Genomic DNA, 20,894 nt, shown 5'->3' on the forward strand with positions numbered 1-20,894 from the left:
TACGTGCAATGAGGTGGCTACCTTAGCACAAGATTGCATGTAGTTTGTGACTCGCGGCCAGCCAATGAAGGATTTTTTATGCAGTACCATATTGCCATTGTTGGATTTGGTTTAGCAGGAAGGCTTGCTGCACTTGAGCTAAGTAAGCAGCACAATGTGAGTGTGTTTGAGGCCGATGATGAACATGCTCTCAATAGCGCAGGCAAAGTTGCAGCAGCTATGCTTGCGCCATTGGCTGAGTCGGTATTGTGTGAAGCCGATTTAGCGCAAATGGGATTGGATTCGATTAATCGCTGGCCACAAATAATAGAAGAGCTTGAACACAATGTGTTTTTTCAGCAGCAAGGCACATTAGTGGTTGCACATCAGCAAGATAAAGGCGACCTACAAAGCTTTACCCAGCGAATAAAACCCATAGCTGGGCACAATGCTGAGGCTTTAAATGCTCAGAAAATAGCGCAGTTAGAGCCAGAACTTGCGAATCGTTTTAGCCAAGGTGTGTTTTTACCCTGTGAAGGGCAAATAGATAACCAAGCCTTTTATAAAGCAAGCTACAGCATGCTTAACAGGCGAAAAGTAAAGTTTGTGTTTAATCAGCGGGTAACTATCAAAAATGGTGAAATTAATAATCGCCCGTTTGATTTTATTATTGATTGCAGAGGGCTGGGGGCAAAAAAGGAGCAACTGCTTCGTGGTGTAAGAGGTGAGGTTGCGCGACTTTATGCACCAGAAGTTAATTTAACGCGCCCAGTGCGATTAATGCATCCGCGGTATCCTATTTATATTGCACCAAAACCTAATAATGAATATGTCATTGGTGCAACTGAAATTGAATCGCAAGACAGCGGCCCAGCCACTGTACGTTCAACACTAGAACTATTGTCGGCAGCTTACACGGTGCATAGTGGGTTTGCAGAAGGGCGTTTATTAGGGGTTCAAACAGGGCTCCGCCCTGCGTTTAGTGACAACAGACCGCAAGTAAAAAAATCAGGAAATGTTATTAGCATTAATGGCTTGTATCGTCATGGCTATATGTTAGCCCCTGTTCTTGTTGCACAAGCGCTATCGTACATAGGTGAGTATTAAATGAAGATTACGTTAAACGGTGAGCTTTTAGATTTAACCTCTCATGCGTTACTTGAGATATTAAAAGAGTATGAAGCAAGTGCACCTTATGCGGTGGCTGTTAATGGCGTATTTATACCAAAAAGTCAGCATAACGGTTTTGTTATAAATGAAGGGGATAGCATTGAATTGTTATCGCCCATTCAAGGTGGGTAGGCGCATGCAAGTAAAAGACACGTTAAATATTTATGGTGAAGCAATTAATAGCCGATTACTAATTGGCACTGCTTTGTATCCATCGCCAGATATTATGACGCAATCAATTGAAGCATCCGGAGCGGGGGTTGTCACGGTATCACTAAGGCGCCAGCAAAGTGCAGAAGCAGGTGATGACTTTTGGCAATTGATAAAAAATACGGGTTTAAAAATATTGCCCAATACGGCCGGGTGTCACAGCGTAAAAGAAGCGGTAACCCTTGCTCAAATGTGTCGTGAAGTATTTGCTACCGATTGGATTAAGCTTGAGCTGATAGGTGATGACTATAACTTGCAACCTGATCCATTTGCTTTGCTTGAAGCCACAGAAATACTAATTAACGATGGGTTTAAAGTACTGCCTTATTGCACCGATGATTTAGTGCTTTGTCAGCGTTTAAATGACCTAGGATGCGAAGTGCTTATGCCATGGGGGGCACCAATAGGCACAGGAAAAGGCTTGTTAAATAGTTACAATTTAAAAACGATTCGTGAGCGCTTACCAAATACAACACTTATCGTGGATGCAGGGTTAGGTCTACCGTCGCATGCCTGCCAAGCGCTTGAATTAGGGTATGATGCTGTATTATTAAATTCAGCCATTGCTGGGGCGGGTTGCTCAAAAACTATGAGCCTTGCATTTAAGGCGGCGGTTGAGGCAGGGCGCTTTGCTTATAACGCTAAAGCAATGCCCGAAAAAGACCTCGCAGCACCCTCAACTCCTACAATGGGCATGCCGTTTTGGCATCAGCAGTAAGGAAATAAAATATATGAATAACGTAGTGTGGACAATTGCCGGATCTGATTCTGGCGGTGGCGCAGGTATTCAAGCCGATATAAAGGCGATGCAAAGTTTTGGTGTACATGGCTGTACCGCAATTACCGCGCTTACGGCGCAAAATAGTTTAGGTGTAGAAACTATTAATGCGGTGTCTACCGATATTATTGAATCACAGCTTTTGGCACTTGAAAAAGACATGAAGGCCAAAGTAATTAAAATTGGCATGTTAGCAAATGTGCAGCAAATTCAATTAATCAGTGAACACATAAGCCACTACAAAGCTAAATGGCCAGTTCCACCAGTGATTGTTTACGACCCCGTTGCTATTGCCTCAAGCGGTGATGTATTAACCGAAGAAGATACCGTAAGCGCTATTAAAGAGTGCTTATTGCCGCTGGTGGATGTAATAACACCTAACACGCACGAGACTCAATTATTAACCGGCGTATATTTAATTGGCCCAAGCGCCGTTAAAGACGCTGCAAATAAACTGCTAAGTTGGGGAGCAAAGTCAGTGGTTATTAAAGGTGGGCATTGGGATTTCCCTAGTGGTTACTGTATTGATTACTGCATACAAAATAATGAAGAATATTGGCTAGGTAATAAAAAAATTCAAACCCCACACAACCATGGTACGGGGTGCAGTATGGCGTCGGTTATTGCAGCGTGTTTAGCAAAAGATTACCCACTAAAAGATGCCTTTATTTTAGCCAAAGCTTATATAAACCAAGGTTTAAAGCAGTCGGTTAGATACGGTGAAGGAATAGGGCCTGTAGCGCAAACATCATTTCCTACACATTTAGATGACTATCCTCAAGTTATAGAGCCAGGTAGCTGGCTTGGTGATGAACTTGATTTTGATGTGCCGCTTGAGTTTAATATGGCCGCTGATTTTGCACCTTGTGAAAGTAAACAATTAGGCTTGTACGCGATTGTTGATAGTAATGACTGGCTAGAAAAGTGCTTACAGCAAGGGATCAAAACAGCGCAATTACGTGTTAAAAATAAAACTGAGACTGAGCTTGATGAACTCATAAAACAGGCTGTTGAACTGGGTAAAAAGTACCGCGCTCACGTATTTATAAATGATTACTGGCAGTTAGCAATAAAGCACGGTGCTTATGGCGTGCATTTAGGCCAAGAAGACTTAGAAATTGCTAATTTAGCCGCCATTAAAGAGGCGGGTTTAAGGCTTGGGCTTTCGACTCATGGTTTTTATGAAATGCTGCGTGCGCATAATTACCGACCAAGTTATATGGCATTTGGTGCAATTTATCCTACCACGACCAAAGATATGACAGGGCAAATACAAGGGCTCGATAAACTTAAAAAGTGTGTACCATTAATGCAAAGTTACCCAACGGTTGCCATTGGCGGAATAGATTTAACCCGCGCAAATGAAGTTGCTAATACAGGCGTCGGTAGTGTTGCGGTAGTAAGGGCCATTAGTGAAGCGGATGACTATATTGCAGCTATTAGCTCGCTACAAAGCGCTATAAACCAGCCAAATGGATAAGCTCAGCGATAAAGAAACCCTGCGTTATAGCCGCCACTTATTATTAAAAGAAGTGGGGCTTGAAGGGCAGTTAGCACTAAAGTCTGCCACTGTTGCTGTAGTCGGTGCAGGTGGTTTAGGCAGTCCTGCACTTTTGTATTTAGCGGCGGCAGGTATTGGAACGCTTATTTTAATAGACGATGATGCCGTTGAGCTTTCAAACCTACAACGCCAAGTGCTTTATAAAGTTAATCATTTAGGGCAAAGCAAGGTAGCGGCCGCTGGTAAAGTGTTAACGAGCCTCAATAATCAAATACACATAGTGACGCACAGTAAAAAGCTTGATGAGGAGAATTGCGCTGAGCTTTTAAGCAATGCCGATGTAGTACTTGATTGCTCAGATAATTTTACCACGCGCTATGCAGTTAACCGGTATTGCTTAGCGAATAAAACGCGTTTAATAGCTGGCGCTGCTATCGCGACAAGCGGGCAGTTAATGGGCTTTGATTTTACACAGACTCAAAGCCCTTGCTACGGCTGTATATTTCCAAAAACGAGTGAAGCACCCGCTATTAATTGTAGTAATGCGGGGGTAATAAGCCCTTTATTAGGGATTGTTGGTTCTATGCAGGCACAACTTACGCTTAATTTTTTACTCGGGCATGTTGAGGGGAGTGCATTTATTACCTTTGATGCGCTGAGTTTAAAGCAGCAACATTTTAAAGTAGTTAAAGATTTAAACTGTAAAGAGTGTGGTGGATAAAATAAGAGGTAATTCGCGGGGCTAAACTTGGGATTAAGCCATGAGAAGCTGCGCTTCTAACATGAGCAAGCTCTTCGTCTACCAATAAAAAAGCACCGCATTTGTCATAAACGCGGTGCTTTTAATCTTTAACTAAAAACTAAAAACTTATAGCTCTTCACTTCCTTTAATTTTTGCAAACGCAGTCCCTAAGCGAGTAACCACTTCTGGTAGTTGATCGTCTAGTATGTTTGCTTTATTAGCACCCCATGCAAGCACTACCGTTGAGCCTAATTTAAAGCGACCCATCTCCTCGCCTTTCTTAAGTGTGATTGCGTTTTCACCGCTGGTCGGGTAATTCCAACTAAATACATCACTACCTGCTGGTGGAGTAACAGTACCGGCCCAAACAGTTTCTATGCTAGCGACAATAGTTGCGCCTACCAATACCATAGCGAGTGGACCTACTTCCGTTTCAAAAATAGCCACTACACGCTCGTTACGCGCAAATAAGTTGGGAACATTCTGCGCTGTAAGCGGATTTACCGAAAATAAATCGCCCGGTACGTAAATCATTTTGCTTAATGTGCCATCAATAGGCATATGAATACGGTGGTAATCTTTCGGTGCTAAATAAATAGTTGCAAATTTACCACCTAAAAACGCAGTAGTATCGTCCTCAGACCCACCCAGAAGTGCCTGCAAGCTATAGTCGTGGCCTTTGGCTTGAATAAGCTGCCCATCAACTATGTCGCCTAGCTGGCTAATTGCACCATCTACTGGATGAATTATTGTATCAGCGTCTTCAACCATTGGACGAACGCCGTCTTTGAGTGGACGAGTAAAAAACTCGTTAAATGTTTTGTAATGAGACGGGTCTGAATATTTAGCCTCACTCATATCTATTTTATATTGCTTGATAAACAGTTTAATAAGCGTTGTTGTTAACGCACCGGCTTTTGCAGCTGCTAATTTACCCACAACGCGCGAAATAAAGTGTTTTGGCATTGCGTACTGCATTGCGATTTTAAATTTGTCTAAGCTCACGGTATTTTTCCTTAATTATACACGCGGCGCACGAGCGCCGGCACGGCCATCGGCCATTGATTCTAAAATTCGGTGGTAGCTGTCAAAGCGTAGTTGCGAAATGTCGCCATTGGCTACGGCTTCTTTAATTATACAGCCCGGGTCATTTAAGTGTTTGCAGTCTCTAAAGCGGCATCCACCTATAAATTCTCTAAATTCTTTAAAGCACCAAGTCACACGCTCAACGTCTAAATGCCACAACCCAAATTCACGAATACCCGGCGAGTCAATTAAGTTACCGCCAGTGGGTAAGTGATGAAGGCGTGATACCGTTGTGGTGTGTTGGCCTAAGCCACTGTTTTCGGATACCTCTTTCGTTAATATTTCGGCATTTGGCAGTACAGTATTTACTAGGGTTGATTTACCCACGCCACTTTGACCTACAAAAATATTATTTTTACCAACAAGCATGTTTTTAAGTTCATCAATTCCTTCACCGGTTATATTGCTGACAAGCAGTACGCGATAATTTAATTTGCGATAAATATCGAGCACGTTTTGAATATCTTTTAGGCCGGCTTCGTCGATTAAATCGATTTTGTTGAGGATTAAAATAGGCTCAATACCCATGTCTTCACAGGCAATTAAATAGCGATCAATAATGCTAGGGGTAAACTCAGGTAATACAGCAGAAACCATAAGTATTTGATCAATATTTGCAGCAATTACTTTTACCCCATCGTAAAAATCGGGGCGAGTAAGTTGCGAGCGACGCTCTTGTGTTGCTTCAATAACTCCGGCTAAATCGCCTTCACTTACTTTAGCGCGACGAAATAATACTTCGTCGCCACATACTAAATTAGATACAGTTCGGCGTATATTACAGCGAAGCACGTCTCCATTTTGCGTTTCAACATCAGCGTGCTGACCAAATCGACTGATTACAATGGCGCTTTCAACCTGACCTAAATTATCTGCCTGCCACTCTTGGGCACCTTTTTTAGCTGGTTTTGAACCTGCGCTGTTAATACGCTTTTGATGATTGGCCTTGATCTGACGCGATTGGCCTTTACTTAATTTTTTCTGTTTTGCCACGTTTGGCCTATAACCTTGTTTAAATGTCGGCTCTGAACATAATACCAATTCGCAATAATACTTAACCGAGTTGGTATAAAAAAAGCTTTAGCTCGACGGTTGATGCTAATATGATATATCGAAATGCGTTGGATCTAAAGAAAAGCACCGTTTAAGGTAATTATGACTATTAATAAATCAAACTTAATTTGGCTCGATCTGGAAATGACCGGACTTGAACCTGCGACCGATAAAATACTTGAAATTGCAACTGTTGTCACTGATGCAGACCTTAATATATTAGCCGAGGGGCCAACTATTGCTATTCATCAAAGCGATGAATTACTTAATGGTATGGATGAGTGGTGTACTACTCAGCACGGTAAATCAGGCTTAACTGCGCGTTGTAAAGCAAGTACGTTTGATGAAGAGTATGCGGTAGCGCAAACATTAGAGTTTTTAAAGCAATGGGTGCCAGCCGGTGCATCCCCAATGTGCGGTAACTCAATTGGGCAAGACAGACGCTTTATGAATAAATATATGCGTGAACTCGAAGATTTTTTCCATTACCGCAACCTTGATGTAAGTACGATTAAAGAACTTGCTAGACGTTGGAAACCAGAAGTGCTCGCTCAAGTGAATAAAAAAGGCTCTCACCTTGCCTTAGACGACATTAAAGATTCGATTATGGAATTGAAGGTATACAGAGAAAAATTCTTTAATTTGTAAAAAACACTTGCAAACACATCGTATTATTGTAGAATCCTGCCCCGCTCAAGACGATAACCCCTGCGGGGTTAGTGCGCTTGAGCGAGCGATTATGCGGCACTAGCCAGTTGCCGGAATGTTGAACGCGACTTGTCGCGCACCAACGGAAAATTACTGACTAACCATAATGCGGCACTAGCTCAGTTGGTAGAGCGCGACCTTGCCAAGGTCGAGGTCACGAGTTCGAGCCTCGTGTGCCGCTCCAATTTCTCACCAAAGAAATTGGAGTTAAAATTTAGAAATGCGGTACTAGCTCAGTTGGTAGAGCGCGACCTTGCCAAGGTCGAGGTCACGAGTTCGAGCCTCGTGTACCGCTCCAATATTTTTATCCCTTCAAAATATCTACATTAAAAAGCATAATTCAAACCGTTATTACCTAATTTTTCCTATTTATAATATTCAGCATTCAGGCTTTGATTATTTGACGTTATCACTTTTGCGCAGAGCCAGCTTTTCATTAATAAAGCGATATTTTATCCTGAGGTCGTATAGTTGAAGCAAGAGGGGGATACTTTTTGACTGAGAAGTTTTGAAATTTCAGTTAAAGCAGTTCACCTTGAATAGTTGCTATAATGCGCCTTGCGCCACCAACATCTCGGTGCTCTCCTAAATAAATACCCTGCCAAGTTCCTAAAGCTAAGTATCCATTTGAAATTGGAATACTTAACTCACAACCAAGTGTGCTGGTTTTTATGTGGGCAGGCATATCGTCGTCGCCTTCATAATCATGACGATAATAGGGCTGTCGCTCAGGTACAAATTTATTGAAGTGACTTTCCATATCCATACGCACAGTAGGATCGGCATTTTCGTTAATCGTTAGACTTGCTGATGTGTGTTGAATAAATAAATGCAGTAAGCCTACTTTGTAGTGGGTAATTTCGGGGAGTTGGTTTAAAACGTCATCATCAATTAAGTGAAAACCCCGAGAACGAGGTTTCAGTGAAATTGTTTTTTGTTGCCAACTCATAGTGTATCGAAACTAACTTCTATATTGGCTGTGCCAGCGTCGCTACTAAATGGCATTATGATTTTTTTGCCTTGGCTTTTATGTGTTATTGTATGGCCCGCACCTGAAACAACAATAGGTGTAGCCATATCAAAATCAAACCCTTTTTCGCCTAACAGGTTTTTTGCACCACCGGTTACCATATTAGTGATTTCACCCACCATGTCTGTGACTTCTTCATTAATAGTGTCTGGGCGCTCGCCAAGCATACGTTCCATAATTGTAAGAGCTAGACTTTCGTCAAATGTGATTGAGAACGACCCACGCGTTTGCGGGCCAACCATACCAATTAAACCAGATACATCGCCACAGGCGACTTCATCAGTTTTAATGCGCGGTTTACCAGGTTTCAACTGTGTTTGTGCCATGGTGCTTAACACGTTGATTAATGATGATAAAAAAGGATTGATAAACTCTACATTCATACTGAATACTCTTAAATTTGTGCTATTGAATGGCTACAACTTACTAGTATAGCCATAAAGAATTATTTTGTTTTTATAAAGCTCTGCAAGACTCACATTTACCATGAGCTTCAATTGTTTGCCCTGATACTACAAACCCACTTTCTGCCGCTAAGTTGTTTAGCTCATGAGAGATAACGGTAGAGTGAAGTTCTTTAACATATCCGCAGTTATCGCAAATTAGCAATTGTACAGGATGAATATGATCAAAATGATGACACAACATAAATGCGTTGGTGCTTTCAATTTTATGAATAAATCCTAGTTCGGCTAAAAAGTCTAATGCACGATAAATAGTGGCTGGCTTGGCACCAGACTCAGTAATTTTGAGTTGTTCTAGTAGATCATAGGCACCTACACCACCTTGTGCACTGGCTAATAAGCGAAATACTTTTTCACGGATAGGCGTAAAACGAGCGCCACGGTTGTCACATACTTGCTTAGCTTTACTAACTAGTGATTCTATATTCATCATTCTCTTATCCTTACGCTACCATGATATACTAACATACTGTGTTGTAGTTGCAGTGTTTTTATTAGGCGCTTTTTATTTAGGAAACCCCGAAATGAACGAATTATTAGCCATTTTTATCTTCTTTTTTGCGGTGATAGACCCAATAGGAACTGTACCTGTATTTATTGCAGTGACCCGAGGAGAAGATGATAAATTTAAGCGCAAAGTCATCTTTAAGGCCGTTGGGGTATCGGCTGTTGTGCTGCTATTTTTTGTTGTAGCTGGTGAGCTTTTATTAAATGCGATTGAAATTCCATTGTCGGCTTTTCAGATAGCGGGCGGCATAGTACTACTGCTTTTTGCACTGTCGATGATTTTTGGTGAAAGCAAACCCGAAACAGAAATAAAAAGCGTACGTGACAGCACTGAAACAGCCATCTTTCCATTGGCTATTCCTTCAATCGCGAGCCCAGGCGCTATGTTAGGTGCTGTGCTTATGACACGTAATGAAGAGTTTACTTGGATTGAGCAACTAATGACGTCCTCGATGATGCTTGCTGTTTTGGCTTTGGTACTCATATTACTTTTACTTGCAACACATGTGCATAAAGTTATTGGCGATAGTGGCGCGAGTATTATAAGTAGAATAATGGGACTTATTTTAAGCTCTGTTGCAGTAACTAATATTTTAAATGGTATAGCGCATTACTTTGGTTTGCAGGTATATAGCTAATATTGCTGCTAGTCGGGGTTTTGTGTAAAATGCGCCTCCTTTAAACGCCTTGCTTTTATACCCACTTGGGTTTTACATTTGGATGAATATATTTTGGATAAACCAACTTTAAACAGACGCTTTTCTGTCGCCCCAATGCTTGATTGGACTGACCGTCATTGTCGTACTTTTCATCGTAAAATGACAAAGCACACAGTGCTATACACAGAAATGATCACCACGGGCGCTATTTTGTTTGGCCGAGGCGACTACTTGCATTTTAACCAGCATGAGGGACCTGTTGCATTGCAATTGGGTGGTTCTGATCCTGAGGCATTGGCAAAATGTGCGAAGCTTGCCGGGGAGCGTGGTTATGATGAAATTAATCTAAATGTAGGCTGCCCGTCAGATCGGGTTCAAAATGGTCGCTTTGGTGCGTGTTTAATGGCCGAACCCGAATTGGTTGCTCAGTGCGTTGCCGCAATGAAAAATGAAGTTAGTATTCCGGTGACTGTTAAAACGCGCATTGGTATAGACGAGCAAGATTCGTATGAGTTTTTATGTGCGTTAATTGAAGCAAGTTATAAAGTAGGCTGTGATGACTTTATTATCCATGCGCGCAAAGCATGGCTAAATGGTCTAAGCCCTAAAGAAAACCGTGAAGTCCCGCCACTTGATTACCCGCGTGTATATCAACTTAAGAAAGATTATCCGCAACTCGATTTAAGTATTAATGGCGGCGTGAAAACGATTGAGCAAAGCCTTGAGCATCTTCAATACATTGACGGGGTTATGGTTGGGCGCGAGGCCTACAGTAATCCGTTTATGCTTAACGAGGTTGATGAAAAAATTTACGGCGATACAGCTAACACGCAAACCCGTCATGATGTTGTACGCTCAATGTATGATTATATTGAAGAAGAAATGCGATTAGGCGCTAATTTTTGGCATGTTGCACGTCATATGCTAGGTATTTTTCAGGGACAACCTGGTGCGCGTGGCTTTAGACGTCACCTTTCAGAGAATGGCCATGGTAAGCAGGCTGATTTATCTGTAATGGATAAAGCACTTAGCTTTGTCCCCGAGTAATTTTTTTCAAACGTAACATATAAAGCCACTTATACAGTGGCTTTTTTTGATCCTAAAAATTAGTCAAAAACATAATTTATTGGCCAATTATACTTAGCGCTATTCAGTGTGTGGTCATTTTAATCTTATCTTTTTTATTTCAACTCTTTGATAATAAGATTCTTTTATTAATATAAAGTGACTTGGCATAACTCTTGGAATCTACTTGTTGTAATCAATTAAAAATCAACAGGAGAATACAATGGGAATAGTTAATCGCGTAAACGATGTTATTCAATCAAATATAGTGGCAATGCTTGATAAAGCTGAAGATCCTCAAAAGCTTGTTAACTTAATGCTTAACGATATGCAGGATGCATTAAACGAATGCCGAAGCACAGCCGCTGCGCTTTTATGTGAAGAAAAAGCAATTAACCGCCAACTTTATACTAAAAAAGCAGAGCTTGCGACATGGCAATCTAAAGCTGAGTTAGCAATTGAAAAAGGTCGCGATGACCTTGCAAAGTCAGCACTCATTTCTAAACAAGCTGTAAGCGAAAGCATTGAAAAGAAGCAAGCTCAACGTGAGACTTTACAAGAGTCTTTATTAAAAACCAGATCTGACTGTGAACGCCTTCAACAAAAAATAGCAGAGGCAAAAACAAAGCAAGCTCAACTAGCGCAGCGCCATGATGTAGTCGTTGCCAGGTCGCATATAAATACTCAGTTAAATAGCGATAAAGTAGCTCATGCACTCTCTCGTTTTGAGCAAATAGAGCAACGTGTTGAGGGAATTGAAGCACAAGTCGAGGCGTATGAGTTAACTGATAAGGCTAATTCGACGGCAACTCAAATCGAGTCACTTGTTAAAAACGAAAAAATTGAAACAGAGCTGGCTAGTTTAAAAGCACGCTTAAATGTTAGTTCTAAACAAAGCGCCTAGGGGGAATTATGAGTCGATTTAATCATCAGCGTGGTTGGTTTAAAGACACGCTAAATAAAAAGATATCTGGCGTATGTAGTGGCTTAGCTTACCGATTAGATTTTCCGGTGTGGGCAACACGTTTGGTTACTATTTTACTGTTTTTAAGTTTTCCGTTTGTAGTTGCGCTTAGTTATTTTATTGCGCATTGCTGTTTAGAAGAAAAGCATATTAAGGAATTTTAAAATGAAAGCTATAGCTGTTTGTATACTCATTTATTTGGTGTTTTTTACTAACTCATTCTCATTTTTAAACTTTGACACGTGGCAGTTTCCATTGTGGATTGCAGATATGAGCTGGGTTGGTGTTGAATTAGTGAGTGTACTTATAGCCATTGTAGCCGTTGCCGCAATTGCTGCGTTAGTGACTTTAGGTTTGATTGGTGCAGCAGCAGTGGCTGTTATTGGTACTGTTTTGGCTTTGCTATTTGGCTCAGTGATGATTGCATGGCCATTATTATTTATTGCCGTATTGTGCTGGTTAGTGGCTGATAACAAAAAAGTGGTTTCTTAATCCTTAATTTAACTCACTATTCCCCGTTAACTATGTTAAATTTAACGTGTGATATTACGTTTTTACAAGGATTAAAATGATGACAAAATTGTGTTTATCTTTTGTGTCTGCATTGGCTTTTAGTTTTTTTTCGTCATCTTTGGCTGCGCACTCTGGCCATAACCATTCAGCCGATACCGCACAACTTGAAGTAAGTAACGCGCAAGTTAGAGAGTTCTTACCTGGCGGTAAGGCAAGTGCCGCCTACTTAACTATTTCCAATCATAGTGGTACAAATGCAATATTAACAAAGGCCAGTATTGACGGACTAGCACGTGTTGAAATACATGAGCATGCACATGTTGATGGTATGATGAAAATGCAAAAGGTCGAATCGGTCATTGTGAAAGCGCATGAAAGTGTCGATTTTCAGCCTGGAGGCTATCATTTAATGGTATTTGAGCCACAAGAGCCTTTAAAAGCAGGGCAAGAACGCAAACTAACGCTATATTTTAGTGATGGTAATCGCTTATTTACAAATATTGAGGTGGTTACGCTAGAGTCGCAAATAAATAAAGCTAAGTCGTCAGCACAACATTCTCATCATTAGGAGTTTACATGTCGCAACACAAAGGAAAAATAGCAGGCATTATACTTATACTGCTTATTATATTTTACGCCATTGCCGTTTACTGGAGTACTGAACCTTCACGTTTTGATGTGGTTGAAAGTGCAAAAGAGCAAGCGCAACTTCGAAATGAAACGATGGTGACGGGTTACATTACTACATCAACACTTATCACTGTTGCAAATACGCTGCTTGATAAGCCAGGCGGATATTTATCAAACGACGTTATACCACCTAGCATTATTATGGATGATATGCCTGCTTGGGAATATGGCGCACTTGAAATGGTTCGTGATTTATCACTTTCTATGAGAAAAGATTTTAGCCGCTCTCAATCGCAATCAACTGAACACGAAGCGCTTAAAAAAGCACAACCTCAATTTAATATAAGTTCTGAAGCTTGGGCGTGGCCAAGTGCTGAGGGCGAGTACCAAAAAGGGATTGATTACTTAATTGTTTACCGTACGCAAATGGCTCATCAGCATGAGCGCGATAGTCAGTTTTATGCCCGCGCTGATAACTTACGTAGTTGGTTAAAAGAAGCTGAAAAACGTTTAGGTAGTCTAAGCCAGCGTTTAAGTGCAAGTGTTGGGCAAGATAAAGTTAATACTGATTTAGCTGGTAATTCTTCAAATAAGCAAGCAACGCTTGCTCCATTGCAGCAGCAAGTAAGAACACCATGGCTTGATATTGATGATGTGTTTTATGAGTCTCGCGGTGCAACGTGGGCGTTACTGCATTTTTTACAAGCCGTAGAGTATGACTTTAACGATGTACTTGAAAAGAAAAACGCACGCGTCAGCTTACAGCAAATCATTCGTGAACTTGAGGCCACGCAAGAAACTGTATGGAGCCCACTAATTTTAAACGGAAATGGTTTTGGCTATGTTGCTAATCATTCTCTTGTTATGGCAAATTATATTTCTAGAGCCAACGCGGCTTTAATCGAACTTAGCGAACTATTAGCGCAAGGATAAAAAATGAAAAAGTATTGTTTAGCAGCTGCCTTATCTATGGCATGTTTAGCACCTGCAGCTCAGGCTGATACCCTATTAGGATTATATGTAGGTGTTGATGGTTGGCAGTCGGATAATGAAGGTCAGCTTTCTTACAAAGCAAATGCACCTCAAGATTTTAACTTTGAAGATGAAACATACATAAGCTATTACGCCGCGCTTGAGCATCCGGTGCCATTAGTACCTAATCTCAAATTAAAGTATACAGAACTTGAGCTAAATGGCTCTACAGTACTAAATGATACGTTTAGCTTTAATGGTTCAGACTATGTAGTGGGTACAACCGTTAATTCTGTAAGCGATTTAACGCATGTAGATTACATTTTGTATTACGAAATATTTGATAATGATTTGATTTCTATTGATTTAGGCCTAAACGCAAAGCAGTTTGACGGTGACATCATTGTTAATGGTACAACGCAAGATGGCGGCGCAAATTTTACTGAAACGGTTGAGTTTTCTGGTTTTGTGCCACTTGCATACGCGCGTGCAGAAGCAGGCTTACCACTTACAGGTCTAAGTGTGTTTTTTGAAGGCAGCCTTTTGGCAATTGACGATAGTAAAGTGCAAGATTATCAAGTAGGTGTTGCTTGGGAACTTGTAGATAACTTAGCTGTAGATATTGCTGTTAAAGCAGGTTACCGATCAATGGTATTAGAGCTTGACGATATTGATGATATTACTACTGATATTGACGCATCGGGTCCGTTTGCAGGTATTCAGGTTCATTTTTAATTAGTGCCTTCTAATTGAACAAAGCGTGGCGTCCTATTTTGTAGTATGCCACGCTAAATCAAACTCTCCCTCTAGTGCCGTGTTTACCAGCTGCTTATATACTTTATTTACAGGAAATCGTATGAGTTTAGATAGTTCATCGCCGGTTTGTGTGAATTTGTAATAGCTTAAAACCAAATCACTATTTTTTGCTTTAAGCGTCACCTTTTGAGATAAAAACGACAACGTGAGTTCTTGGCCAGCTTTAAGCACCGCAGATTCGATTTCTTTTCTGTAAAGCAAATTCAAATCCATTAAAGTTAAAATGTCAGGAAAGCCTATTCCTGTTTTACCTAAATTTAATGACACTTTATTTCCCTTACGAAGTAGGTCAAATAAAGACGGTTTTTTATAAAAGCCAAGTAAAATAAAGTGGCTATCGTCTTTTTCATTATAACCTGACAAAGACACGCATTTTTGCAAAGAGTCGGCTTCGCGCTGAGTCATGTGTTTTAGTGTTTGTAAGCTTTTAATTGAAAAAGTCCCCGGGCTTAATGTTTCACCGGTTAAAATTTTTGCCCACAATGCTTGCATAGAGCTATTTGAGGTGTCCTCACATAAAGCAATAAAGTGTTCAACCCAATCTGCATCAGGGTGTTTATTGCTAGCTACATCGGGGCAAAACTCCATTGCTTTGGTTAAGATAGCTTCTATATTTTGTTGGCGCTTAGTAGCCAGTAAATCGTGTCTTTGCTTTGCGCGAGTCAGCAAAGGGTGTTCGCTATTTATATGGTACTGCGGTTTTACTTGCCCTTTTGTATTGTAACTTTGTTCTGATGATGGCGAAGTGTCGTTGTTGGGCACCTTAGTCACAGGGTAGCCAAGTAACGATTCTATTATATTAGCTAGATTAATCCGTGCTTGTGCTGTTTTTACTGTCATGGCTATTTGCTACGCTTTGTATATCGCTTAATTGTGCTACGGTTTTTAAATTATTTAACCCAAGCTCTAGAGTGTTATTTAAAATATACTCATATACGAGTGCCATATAGCCTGAAATGAGAAGAGTCGTTGATTGTCCCTCAATATAACAGGTCACGGTATTGGCATTTGCCTGCGGTGAAAATGTGAGTGTGCCTTCAATAATGTGTTCATTATTTAGCAATATGTTGAACGACATTTCATCATCACTTAGGGAGGTTATAGTCATTTCACCATATCCCCATTTTCCTATCCATGATTGATGAGCGCCTACACCAGCACCAGGTTCATTAACAATAAACTCAATGGTGGGGTCTACTTGCTGCCAAGGTGACCATGTGTGCCATTGGTTAAAGTCGGCAACAAGTGTTTTTATTGTACTGGTATTGGCATTAATTTCTACGTGTTTACTTACACGATAATCTTGTGGCAGCAGTAATCCGACTACGACTATTATAAGTAGTAAAACTAATACATATTTGAACAGTACTTTTAATAATTTAATAACCATACCTTTGGTAGTTTTTTTAACTATATATGTAACAACTTTTTGTTAATCGACTATAGTATGAATTAGATCATAAGCCAAAAACTAAATTTATAGCTTTTTAAACATTACGTTAGAATATTTAAGCATTAAGCAGTACCAGAAAAAGGGTAAATATGTCGTCTGAACAAAATGATTTTCTATTTTTAGACCCACAGCAAGACGACGAAATAGTTGTTGAGCCATCTCGATATTGGGATATTTTAATTGTAGACGACGACGAAGAAATTCATACGGTTACAAAGCTCGCATTATCTGGGTTAGAATATGGTGGTGCTAGGCTTAGGTTTCATCATGCATATTCTGGCGCTGAGGCCAAAAATATACTTACTCAGCCCAATGATATATCTGTTATTTTTTTAGACGTTATTATGGAAACTGACGATGCCGGCTTTCAGGTGGTTAAACATGTCAGAGACACTCTTAATAACAAACGCGTTCGCATTATTTTACGTACGGGCCAAGCCGCTAATATCCCCGAAGAAAAAGTTATTCGTGAATACGATATAAACGATTACAAAACTAAAACAGAGCTGACACGCTCAAAACTTGTGACAACGCTTATTGCTGCTATTCGTTCTTACGAACAGATATGCCTACTTGAGTATCAAGCGCAAGCGATGAATACTATTTTATCTGCCTCTAAATACATTTTGGGGCAAACAGATATAAAAGTATTGTGCAATAAAGCACTTGAATTTATGGGGGTTATTTTAGGTTGTAAATCTAACGGGTTAATTTGTACCAAGCTTGATGGTGAAAATTTTATTCAGGTACTGGGCGGGTGTGAAAAGTACGAAGAATATTTTGGTGAAAAATTAGTTAATGTTAACCAAACTGCGTTATCTCAGGTTGAGGCCTGTTTTGGACAACTCACTCATCAATATACAGATAACAGCATCACCTTTATTTTAAAAAGTAAGCACCGCAAAGCTGCTTTATATATTGAGAGTGGTGGAGCACCGACAGATATTCAACTGCAGTTTGCTGAAATATTTTTAACTAATATTAGTATTGCGCTCGATAATATACGGTTGTTTGTAAAGCTAAGAGATGCAGCTTATAAAGACCTACTCACTGGTATTTCAAATAGAACTGATTTTATTGAGCGCATAGATGATTTTCAAAACGTCAGTGAAAACAAATATGTGTTTGTTTTGTTAGACGTTATTAACTTCTCAGATATAAATGATGGCTTAGGGCAAGATGTAGGTAATAAGCTACTTATTGCTATTGTTGAGCGTTTGAGAGCAATTGTCCCCACAGCTCAATTACTCTCTCGTGTAGGTGCTGATGTATTTGGTTTTTTAATCCCAAAAAGTGAATTTGTTTTAACTGATTTTAATGAAAAGTTAAGTCCGTCGTTTTCTGCTGCGGAACATGTGTTACCCATCGATTTTAGAATTGGCTTATGCCAACAGCAAGACTTTCAAGGCTCTGGTTTAGAAACATTAAAAGTGGCTTATATTGCTTTAAATCATGCTAAAAAAAATAAAGCACAAGGAAGGTGTTTATTACAGTATTGATATGCAAGAAAAAATGGAGTGGCGATTAGGTTTAATTAGACAGCTGCGCCATGATTTTGCCAGAGGGAAGCTCGAAGTATGGTACCAACCGCAGTTATCGTTTGATGATTTGTCATTAATTGGTTGTGAAGCTCTTTTACGCTGGCCATTGGAAAATGGCACCTACATTTCACCCGCAGTGTTCATACCTTTAGCTGAAGACGCTGGACTCATTGTTGATATAGGGCAGTGGGTGTTAGAGCAAGCGTGCCAACAGCAAAAGCGATTAGAAAATGAAGGAACTGAAATTTGTATTGCTGTTAACGTGTCGGTTCCGCAATTTAAAGTTAAAGGGTATGCGCAAACAGTAAAAAATACCTTACTAAAATACGGTGTGGACCCAAAAAACATTGAGCTTGAAGTCACTGAAAGCGTAGTAATGGATGAATTAGAGACGGTTATTAATACTCTGAGGGAGCTTAAGGCGTTGGGTATTGAAGTTGCTATTGATGACTTTGGCACAGGGTTTTCTTCATTAAGTTATATACAAAGCCTTCCTATCGATAGACTAAAGATTGATAGGTCGTTTATTAAAGATCTTAATAATGGTGATACCGGTGCCGTTGCTGGATTAGTAATATCGTTAGGTGCAAAGTTAGGTTTAAAAACAATAGCAGAGGGTGTTGAAACGCAGGAACAAGCTAAGTTTTTAAAAGACTTAGGATGCGATGAAGTACAAGGATTTATGTATGCTAAACCTATGCCTGAAAACAAGTTATTAGAGTTCATTAGTAAACGAAAAACATAGATAGTTATAGGCTTAGTGTTAAAGGTATTTCATACGTTGTAATGTTGTATATATAAACAAGTCTATGATGTATAATTTGCGCCTTTTGTTATTCTACGGTCACATTTATGAGCACACTCAAAGCTAAGCGCGCCTTATTCTCTTACCCCAAGTATTGGGCTGAGTGTTACGGCACTGCACCATTTTTACCTACATCACGCGAAGAAATGGATGCACTTGGCTGGGATAGCTGCGACATAATAATAATTAGTGGTGATGCGTATGTTGACCACCCAAGCTTTGGGATGGCAGTAATCGGACGTGTGCTCGAAGCGCAAGGTTTTAGAGTAGGTATTATTGCTCAGCCCAAATGGGATACAAAAGACGCATTTATGGAGCTTGGCAGGCCAAACCTATTTTTTGGTGTAACTGCTGGTAACATGGACTCAATGATTAACCGTTACACAGCTGAAAAGCGTATGCGCCACGATGATGCTTATACACCAGACAATATAGGTGGTAAACGCCCAGATCGAGCGGTGATGATTTACTCTCAGAAGTGTCGTGAAGCATACAAAGGTATTCCTATTGTTATTGGCGGTATTGAGGCCAGCCTTCGCAGGATAGCCCATTATGATTATTGGCAAGAAAAAGTGCGCCGTAGCATTTTGTTTGACTCAAAAGCCGATATATTGATTTACGGAAATGCTGAGCGCCCATTAGTAGAAGTTGCCCACCGTATTGCCGGTGGTGAAACGATGGATACGATTCAAGACATTCGTGGTACCGCTGTGATTCGTAAAGAACCTTTGCCGGGCTGGCGGGGGAGTGATTCAACAGCTATTGATAAAATAGGTAAAATAGACCCCATTCCAAACCCTTACGGAGCCGATGATGTTGGCTGTAGCAAGTCTGAGTTTAAACAAGCAGGTATTGATTTAAAAGCAGAAGCTGCAAAGCCTATTACCGTGCAGCCAGCGCGTCCTAAGCCATGGGAAAAAACGTATGTTAAACTTCCAGCGTACGAGCAAGTAAGTGTTAACAAACCTTTATACGCGCATGCCTCAAGGATATTACACCAAGAAACTAACCCTGGTTGTGCAAGAGCTTTGTTCCAGCGTCATGGCGATCGCTCTATTTGGGTGAATCCACCGGCTTATCCTTTAGAAACACATGAAATGGATGCGGTATTTGGATTACCTTATCAACGAATTCCTCATCCACGTTATGGCGACGCTAAAATACCTGCTTACGACATGATAAAAACGTCGGTGAATATTATGCGTGGCTGTTTTGGTGGGTGTTCATTCTGTTCGATTACAGAGCACGAAGGGCGTATTATTCAAAGCCGATCGCAAGAGTCCATTATTGAAGAAATTGAACAGATCAGAGATAAAGTGCCCGGTTTTACTGGCGTTATTTCCGATTTAGGTGGGCCAACGGCCAACATGTACAAATTACGTTGTACAAGCAAAAAAGCAGAAAGTACCTGCCGACGCTTATCGTGCGTATACCCTGATATTTGTAAGCATATGGACACGGATCACACGCCTACAATCGACTTATACAAAAAAGCACGTGATGTAAAAGGCATTAAAAAAGTTCTTATCGCTTCGGGCGTTCGCTATGACCTTGCTGTACGCGATCCTCGCTATGTTAAAGAGCTGGTGACACATCATGTGGGCGGGTATCTAAAAATAGCGCCAGAGCATACTGAAGACGGTCCATTATCAAAAATGATGAAGCCAGGCATGGGTGCTTACGATCAATTTAAAGAATTATTTGATAAGTACTCGAAAGAAGCGGGTAAAAAGCAGTATTTAATTCCGTATTTTATTTCTGCGCACCCAGGAACTAAAGACGAAGATATGGTAAACATGGCTTTATGGCTTAAGTCTAACGACTTTAAGTTGGATCAAGTGCAAAACTTTTATCCATCCCCAATGGCCAATGCGACCACTATTTACCATACAGAGATGAACTCACTGCGTAATATCAAGAATAATAGTGAAGTAGTGCCAGTGCCAAAAGGAGCACGCCAGCGCAGATTACACAAAGCTATTTTGCGCTACCATGATGCATCGGGCTGGCCAATGATACGTGAAGCACTTCGCAAAATGGGTAAAGCCAACTTAATTGGCAAAGGGCCAAACTGTTTAGTGCCAGAAGAAGGCCGCGATGAAAAAGCGGGTAAAACCGTTAATAAAGGCCGTAAAGGGGCTCGCCCAGCGCTTACACGTCATACGGGATTTAGCCAATTTAAAAAGGCTAATACAAAACCTAAAGTGGGTGGAAATAGGCACAAAGCCAGATAGTTATTACCGAGACA

At 40.5% G+C, this 20,894-nt stretch carries 22 protein-coding genes, 2 tRNA genes and 1 pseudogene; 18 read left to right on the plus strand and 7 right to left on the minus strand.

What is annotated here, in order from left to right; translation table 11 throughout:
* Nucleotides 1-78: 78 nt before the first annotated feature.
* The 5 genes from P20480_RS07815 to P20480_RS07795 are packed head-to-tail and all read left to right on the plus strand — an operon-like array spanning nt 79 to nt 4,359.
* On the plus strand, nt 79-1,086 hold the full coding sequence (locus P20480_RS07815; RefSeq protein WP_008130248.1) for an FAD-dependent oxidoreductase: 1,008 nt from the start codon (nt 79-81) through the stop codon (nt 1,084-1,086).
* Complete coding sequence (gene thiS / locus P20480_RS07810) at nt 1,087-1,281, plus strand: sulfur carrier protein ThiS (protein ID WP_008130250.1); 195 nt, start codon at nt 1,087-1,089, stop codon at nt 1,279-1,281. It abuts the gene before it with no gap.
* Nucleotides 1,282-1,285: 4 nt separating this feature from the next.
* Nucleotides 1,286-2,077, plus strand: coding sequence for a thiazole synthase (locus P20480_RS07805; protein WP_008130252.1), 792 nt, complete (start codon nt 1,286-1,288; stop codon nt 2,075-2,077).
* Nucleotides 2,078-2,090: 13 nt separating this feature from the next.
* Nucleotides 2,091-3,617, plus strand: a complete 1,527-nt coding sequence (gene thiE, locus P20480_RS07800; RefSeq protein WP_008130253.1) for a thiamine phosphate synthase — start codon at nt 2,091-2,093, stop codon at nt 3,615-3,617.
* Nucleotides 3,610-4,359 (plus strand): HesA/MoeB/ThiF family protein, encoded by a 750-nt coding sequence (locus tag P20480_RS07795; protein WP_008130255.1) that lies wholly within the window; start codon nt 3,610-3,612, stop codon nt 4,357-4,359. Before thiE ends, P20480_RS07795 begins: the two co-directional genes overlap by 8 nt.
* Before the next feature lie 147 nt (nt 4,360-4,506).
* On the opposite strand, the gene asd is transcribed toward P20480_RS07795, so the two are convergent.
* Both asd and rsgA read right to left on the minus strand, forming a co-directional pair.
* The gene (gene asd / locus P20480_RS07790) at nt 4,507-5,385 is read right to left on the minus strand and encodes an archaetidylserine decarboxylase (protein WP_008130259.1); all 879 of its coding nucleotides are present in this window, start codon (nt 5,383-5,385) and stop codon (nt 4,507-4,509) included.
* 15 nt (nt 5,386-5,400) lie between these two features.
* A complete protein-coding gene (rsgA, locus tag P20480_RS07785; RefSeq protein ID WP_008130261.1) occupies nt 5,401-6,459 on the minus strand; it encodes a small ribosomal subunit biogenesis GTPase RsgA in 1,059 nt (352 codons plus the stop codon).
* Nucleotides 6,460-6,621: 162 nt separating this feature from the next.
* Here rsgA and orn point away from each other — a divergent pair, with 162 nt between their 5' ends.
* From orn to P20480_RS07770, 3 genes are all read left to right on the plus strand, one after another.
* Nucleotides 6,622-7,167: an oligoribonuclease gene (gene orn, locus P20480_RS07780; RefSeq protein ID WP_008130263.1), complete on the plus strand. Its 546-nt coding sequence runs from the start codon at nt 6,622-6,624 to the stop codon at nt 7,165-7,167.
* Between the two features lie 168 nt (nt 7,168-7,335).
* Nucleotides 7,336-7,411: transfer RNA gene (locus P20480_RS07775), tRNA-Gly, on the plus strand.
* A gap of 38 nt (nt 7,412-7,449) precedes the next feature.
* Nucleotides 7,450-7,525: transfer RNA gene (locus P20480_RS07770), tRNA-Gly, on the plus strand.
* Between the two features lie 222 nt (nt 7,526-7,747).
* Here the strand turns inward: P20480_RS07770 and P20480_RS07765 are convergent.
* The 3 genes from P20480_RS07765 to P20480_RS07755 all read right to left on the minus strand — a co-directional run bounded on the left by P20480_RS07765 (nt 7,748) and on the right by P20480_RS07755 (nt 9,151).
* Nucleotides 7,748-8,176, minus strand: a complete 429-nt coding sequence (locus P20480_RS07765) for a secondary thiamine-phosphate synthase enzyme YjbQ (protein WP_008130265.1) — start codon at nt 8,174-8,176, stop codon at nt 7,748-7,750.
* Complete coding sequence (locus tag P20480_RS07760; protein ID WP_006792077.1) at nt 8,173-8,640, minus strand: chemotaxis protein CheX; 468 nt, start codon at nt 8,638-8,640, stop codon at nt 8,173-8,175. Before P20480_RS07760 ends, P20480_RS07765 begins: the two co-directional genes overlap by 4 nt.
* Nucleotides 8,641-8,713: 73 nt before the next feature.
* Nucleotides 8,714-9,151 carry a transcriptional repressor gene (locus P20480_RS07755; RefSeq protein WP_033019044.1) on the minus strand — a complete coding sequence of 146 codons (438 nt, stop codon included), beginning with the start codon at nt 9,149-9,151 and terminating at the stop codon, nt 8,714-8,716.
* Nucleotides 9,152-9,245: 94 nt separating this feature from the next.
* Between P20480_RS07755 and P20480_RS07750 the strand changes: the two genes are divergently transcribed.
* The 8 genes from P20480_RS07750 (at nt 9,246) to P20480_RS07715 (ending at nt 14,766) form a co-directional block, all read left to right on the plus strand.
* Nucleotides 9,246-9,866: a MarC family protein gene (locus P20480_RS07750; RefSeq protein ID WP_006792079.1), complete on the plus strand. Its 621-nt coding sequence runs from the start codon at nt 9,246-9,248 to the stop codon at nt 9,864-9,866.
* A gap of 93 nt (nt 9,867-9,959) precedes the next feature.
* Complete coding sequence (gene dusA, locus P20480_RS07745; RefSeq protein ID WP_008130270.1) at nt 9,960-10,934, plus strand: tRNA dihydrouridine(20/20a) synthase DusA; 975 nt, start codon at nt 9,960-9,962, stop codon at nt 10,932-10,934.
* A gap of 241 nt (nt 10,935-11,175) precedes the next feature.
* Nucleotides 11,176-11,856 (plus strand): PspA/IM30 family protein, encoded by a 681-nt coding sequence (locus P20480_RS07740; protein ID WP_008130271.1) that lies wholly within the window; start codon nt 11,176-11,178, stop codon nt 11,854-11,856.
* An 8-nt stretch (nt 11,857-11,864) separates the two neighbouring features.
* A complete protein-coding gene (locus tag P20480_RS07735; RefSeq protein ID WP_008130273.1) occupies nt 11,865-12,080 on the plus strand; it encodes a PspC domain-containing protein in 216 nt (71 codons plus the stop codon).
* A 1-nt stretch (nt 12,081) separates the two neighbouring features.
* Nucleotides 12,082-12,408 (plus strand): hypothetical protein, encoded by a 327-nt coding sequence (locus P20480_RS07730; protein WP_008130274.1) that lies wholly within the window; start codon nt 12,082-12,084, stop codon nt 12,406-12,408.
* Nucleotides 12,409-12,487: 79 nt separating this feature from the next.
* Complete coding sequence (locus P20480_RS07725) at nt 12,488-12,997, plus strand: copper chaperone PCu(A)C (RefSeq protein WP_082014408.1); 510 nt, start codon at nt 12,488-12,490, stop codon at nt 12,995-12,997.
* Nucleotides 12,998-13,005: 8 nt separating this feature from the next.
* Nucleotides 13,006-13,992: a DUF2333 family protein gene (locus tag P20480_RS07720; protein ID WP_008130278.1), complete on the plus strand. Its 987-nt coding sequence runs from the start codon at nt 13,006-13,008 to the stop codon at nt 13,990-13,992.
* Between the two features lie 3 nt (nt 13,993-13,995).
* Complete coding sequence (locus P20480_RS07715; protein ID WP_008130280.1) at nt 13,996-14,766, plus strand: TIGR04219 family outer membrane beta-barrel protein; 771 nt, start codon at nt 13,996-13,998, stop codon at nt 14,764-14,766.
* A gap of 33 nt (nt 14,767-14,799) precedes the next feature.
* Here the strand turns inward: P20480_RS07715 and P20480_RS07710 are convergent, their stop codons facing one another.
* Entirely contained in the window at nt 14,800-15,687 is an 888-nt protein-coding gene (locus P20480_RS07710) for a TIGR03899 family protein (protein WP_008130282.1), read from the minus strand.
* The gene (locus P20480_RS07705; RefSeq protein WP_008130284.1) at nt 15,656-16,237 is read right to left on the minus strand and encodes an SRPBCC family protein; all 582 of its coding nucleotides are present in this window, start codon (nt 16,235-16,237) and stop codon (nt 15,656-15,658) included. The genes P20480_RS07710 and P20480_RS07705 overlap by 32 nt, the downstream gene beginning before the upstream one ends.
* Nucleotides 16,238-16,389: 152 nt before the next feature.
* Here P20480_RS07705 and P20480_RS18205 point away from each other — a divergent pair.
* Both P20480_RS18205 and P20480_RS07700 read left to right on the plus strand, forming a co-directional pair.
* Nucleotides 16,390-18,586: pseudogene (locus P20480_RS18205) on the plus strand (bifunctional diguanylate cyclase/phosphodiesterase).
* A gap of 107 nt (nt 18,587-18,693) precedes the next feature.
* Nucleotides 18,694-20,880 carry a YgiQ family radical SAM protein gene (locus P20480_RS07700; protein WP_008130290.1) on the plus strand — a complete coding sequence of 729 codons (2,187 nt, stop codon included), beginning with the start codon at nt 18,694-18,696 and terminating at the stop codon, nt 20,878-20,880.
* Nucleotides 20,881-20,894: the final 14 nt, after the last annotated feature.

It is taken from the genome of Pseudoalteromonas sp. BSi20480 (genome assembly GCF_000241365.1).
Classification (GTDB): Bacteria; Pseudomonadota; Gammaproteobacteria; order Enterobacterales; family Alteromonadaceae; genus Pseudoalteromonas; species Pseudoalteromonas marina.

Bases quoted from the DNA above. Each gene is read 5' to 3' on its own strand.
- P20480_RS07815 (WP_008130248.1), top strand. From the start codon at position 79: ATGCAGTACCATATTGCCATTGTTGGATTTGGTTTAGCAGGAAGGCTT.
- thiS (WP_008130250.1), top strand. From the start codon at position 1,087: ATGAAGATTACGTTAAACGGTGAGCTTTTAGATTTAACCTCTCATGCG.
- P20480_RS07805 (WP_008130252.1), top strand. From the start codon at position 1,286: ATGCAAGTAAAAGACACGTTAAATATTTATGGTGAAGCAATTAATAGC.
- thiE (WP_008130253.1), top strand. From the start codon at position 2,091: ATGAATAACGTAGTGTGGACAATTGCCGGATCTGATTCTGGCGGTGGC.
- P20480_RS07795 (WP_008130255.1), top strand. From the start codon at position 3,610: ATGGATAAGCTCAGCGATAAAGAAACCCTGCGTTATAGCCGCCACTTA.
- orn (WP_008130263.1), top strand. From the start codon at position 6,622: ATGACTATTAATAAATCAAACTTAATTTGGCTCGATCTGGAAATGACC.
- P20480_RS07765 (WP_008130265.1), bottom strand. From the start codon at position 8,176: ATGAGTTGGCAACAAAAAACAATTTCACTGAAACCTCGTTCTCGGGGT.
- P20480_RS07760 (WP_006792077.1), bottom strand. From the start codon at position 8,640: ATGAATGTAGAGTTTATCAATCCTTTTTTATCATCATTAATCAACGTG.
- P20480_RS07755 (WP_033019044.1), bottom strand. From the start codon at position 9,151: ATGAATATAGAATCACTAGTTAGTAAAGCTAAGCAAGTATGTGACAAC.
- P20480_RS07750 (WP_006792079.1), top strand. From the start codon at position 9,246: ATGAACGAATTATTAGCCATTTTTATCTTCTTTTTTGCGGTGATAGAC.
- P20480_RS07740 (WP_008130271.1), top strand. From the start codon at position 11,176: ATGGGAATAGTTAATCGCGTAAACGATGTTATTCAATCAAATATAGTG.
- P20480_RS07735 (WP_008130273.1), top strand. From the start codon at position 11,865: ATGAGTCGATTTAATCATCAGCGTGGTTGGTTTAAAGACACGCTAAAT.
- P20480_RS07730 (WP_008130274.1), top strand. From the start codon at position 12,082: ATGAAAGCTATAGCTGTTTGTATACTCATTTATTTGGTGTTTTTTACT.
- P20480_RS07725 (WP_082014408.1), top strand. From the start codon at position 12,488: ATGACAAAATTGTGTTTATCTTTTGTGTCTGCATTGGCTTTTAGTTTT.
- P20480_RS07720 (WP_008130278.1), top strand. From the start codon at position 13,006: ATGTCGCAACACAAAGGAAAAATAGCAGGCATTATACTTATACTGCTT.
- P20480_RS07715 (WP_008130280.1), top strand. From the start codon at position 13,996: ATGAAAAAGTATTGTTTAGCAGCTGCCTTATCTATGGCATGTTTAGCA.
- P20480_RS07710 (WP_008130282.1), bottom strand. From the start codon at position 15,687: ATGACAGTAAAAACAGCACAAGCACGGATTAATCTAGCTAATATAATA.
- P20480_RS07705 (WP_008130284.1), bottom strand. From the start codon at position 16,237: ATGGTTATTAAATTATTAAAAGTACTGTTCAAATATGTATTAGTTTTA.
- P20480_RS07700 (WP_008130290.1), top strand. From the start codon at position 18,694: ATGAGCACACTCAAAGCTAAGCGCGCCTTATTCTCTTACCCCAAGTAT.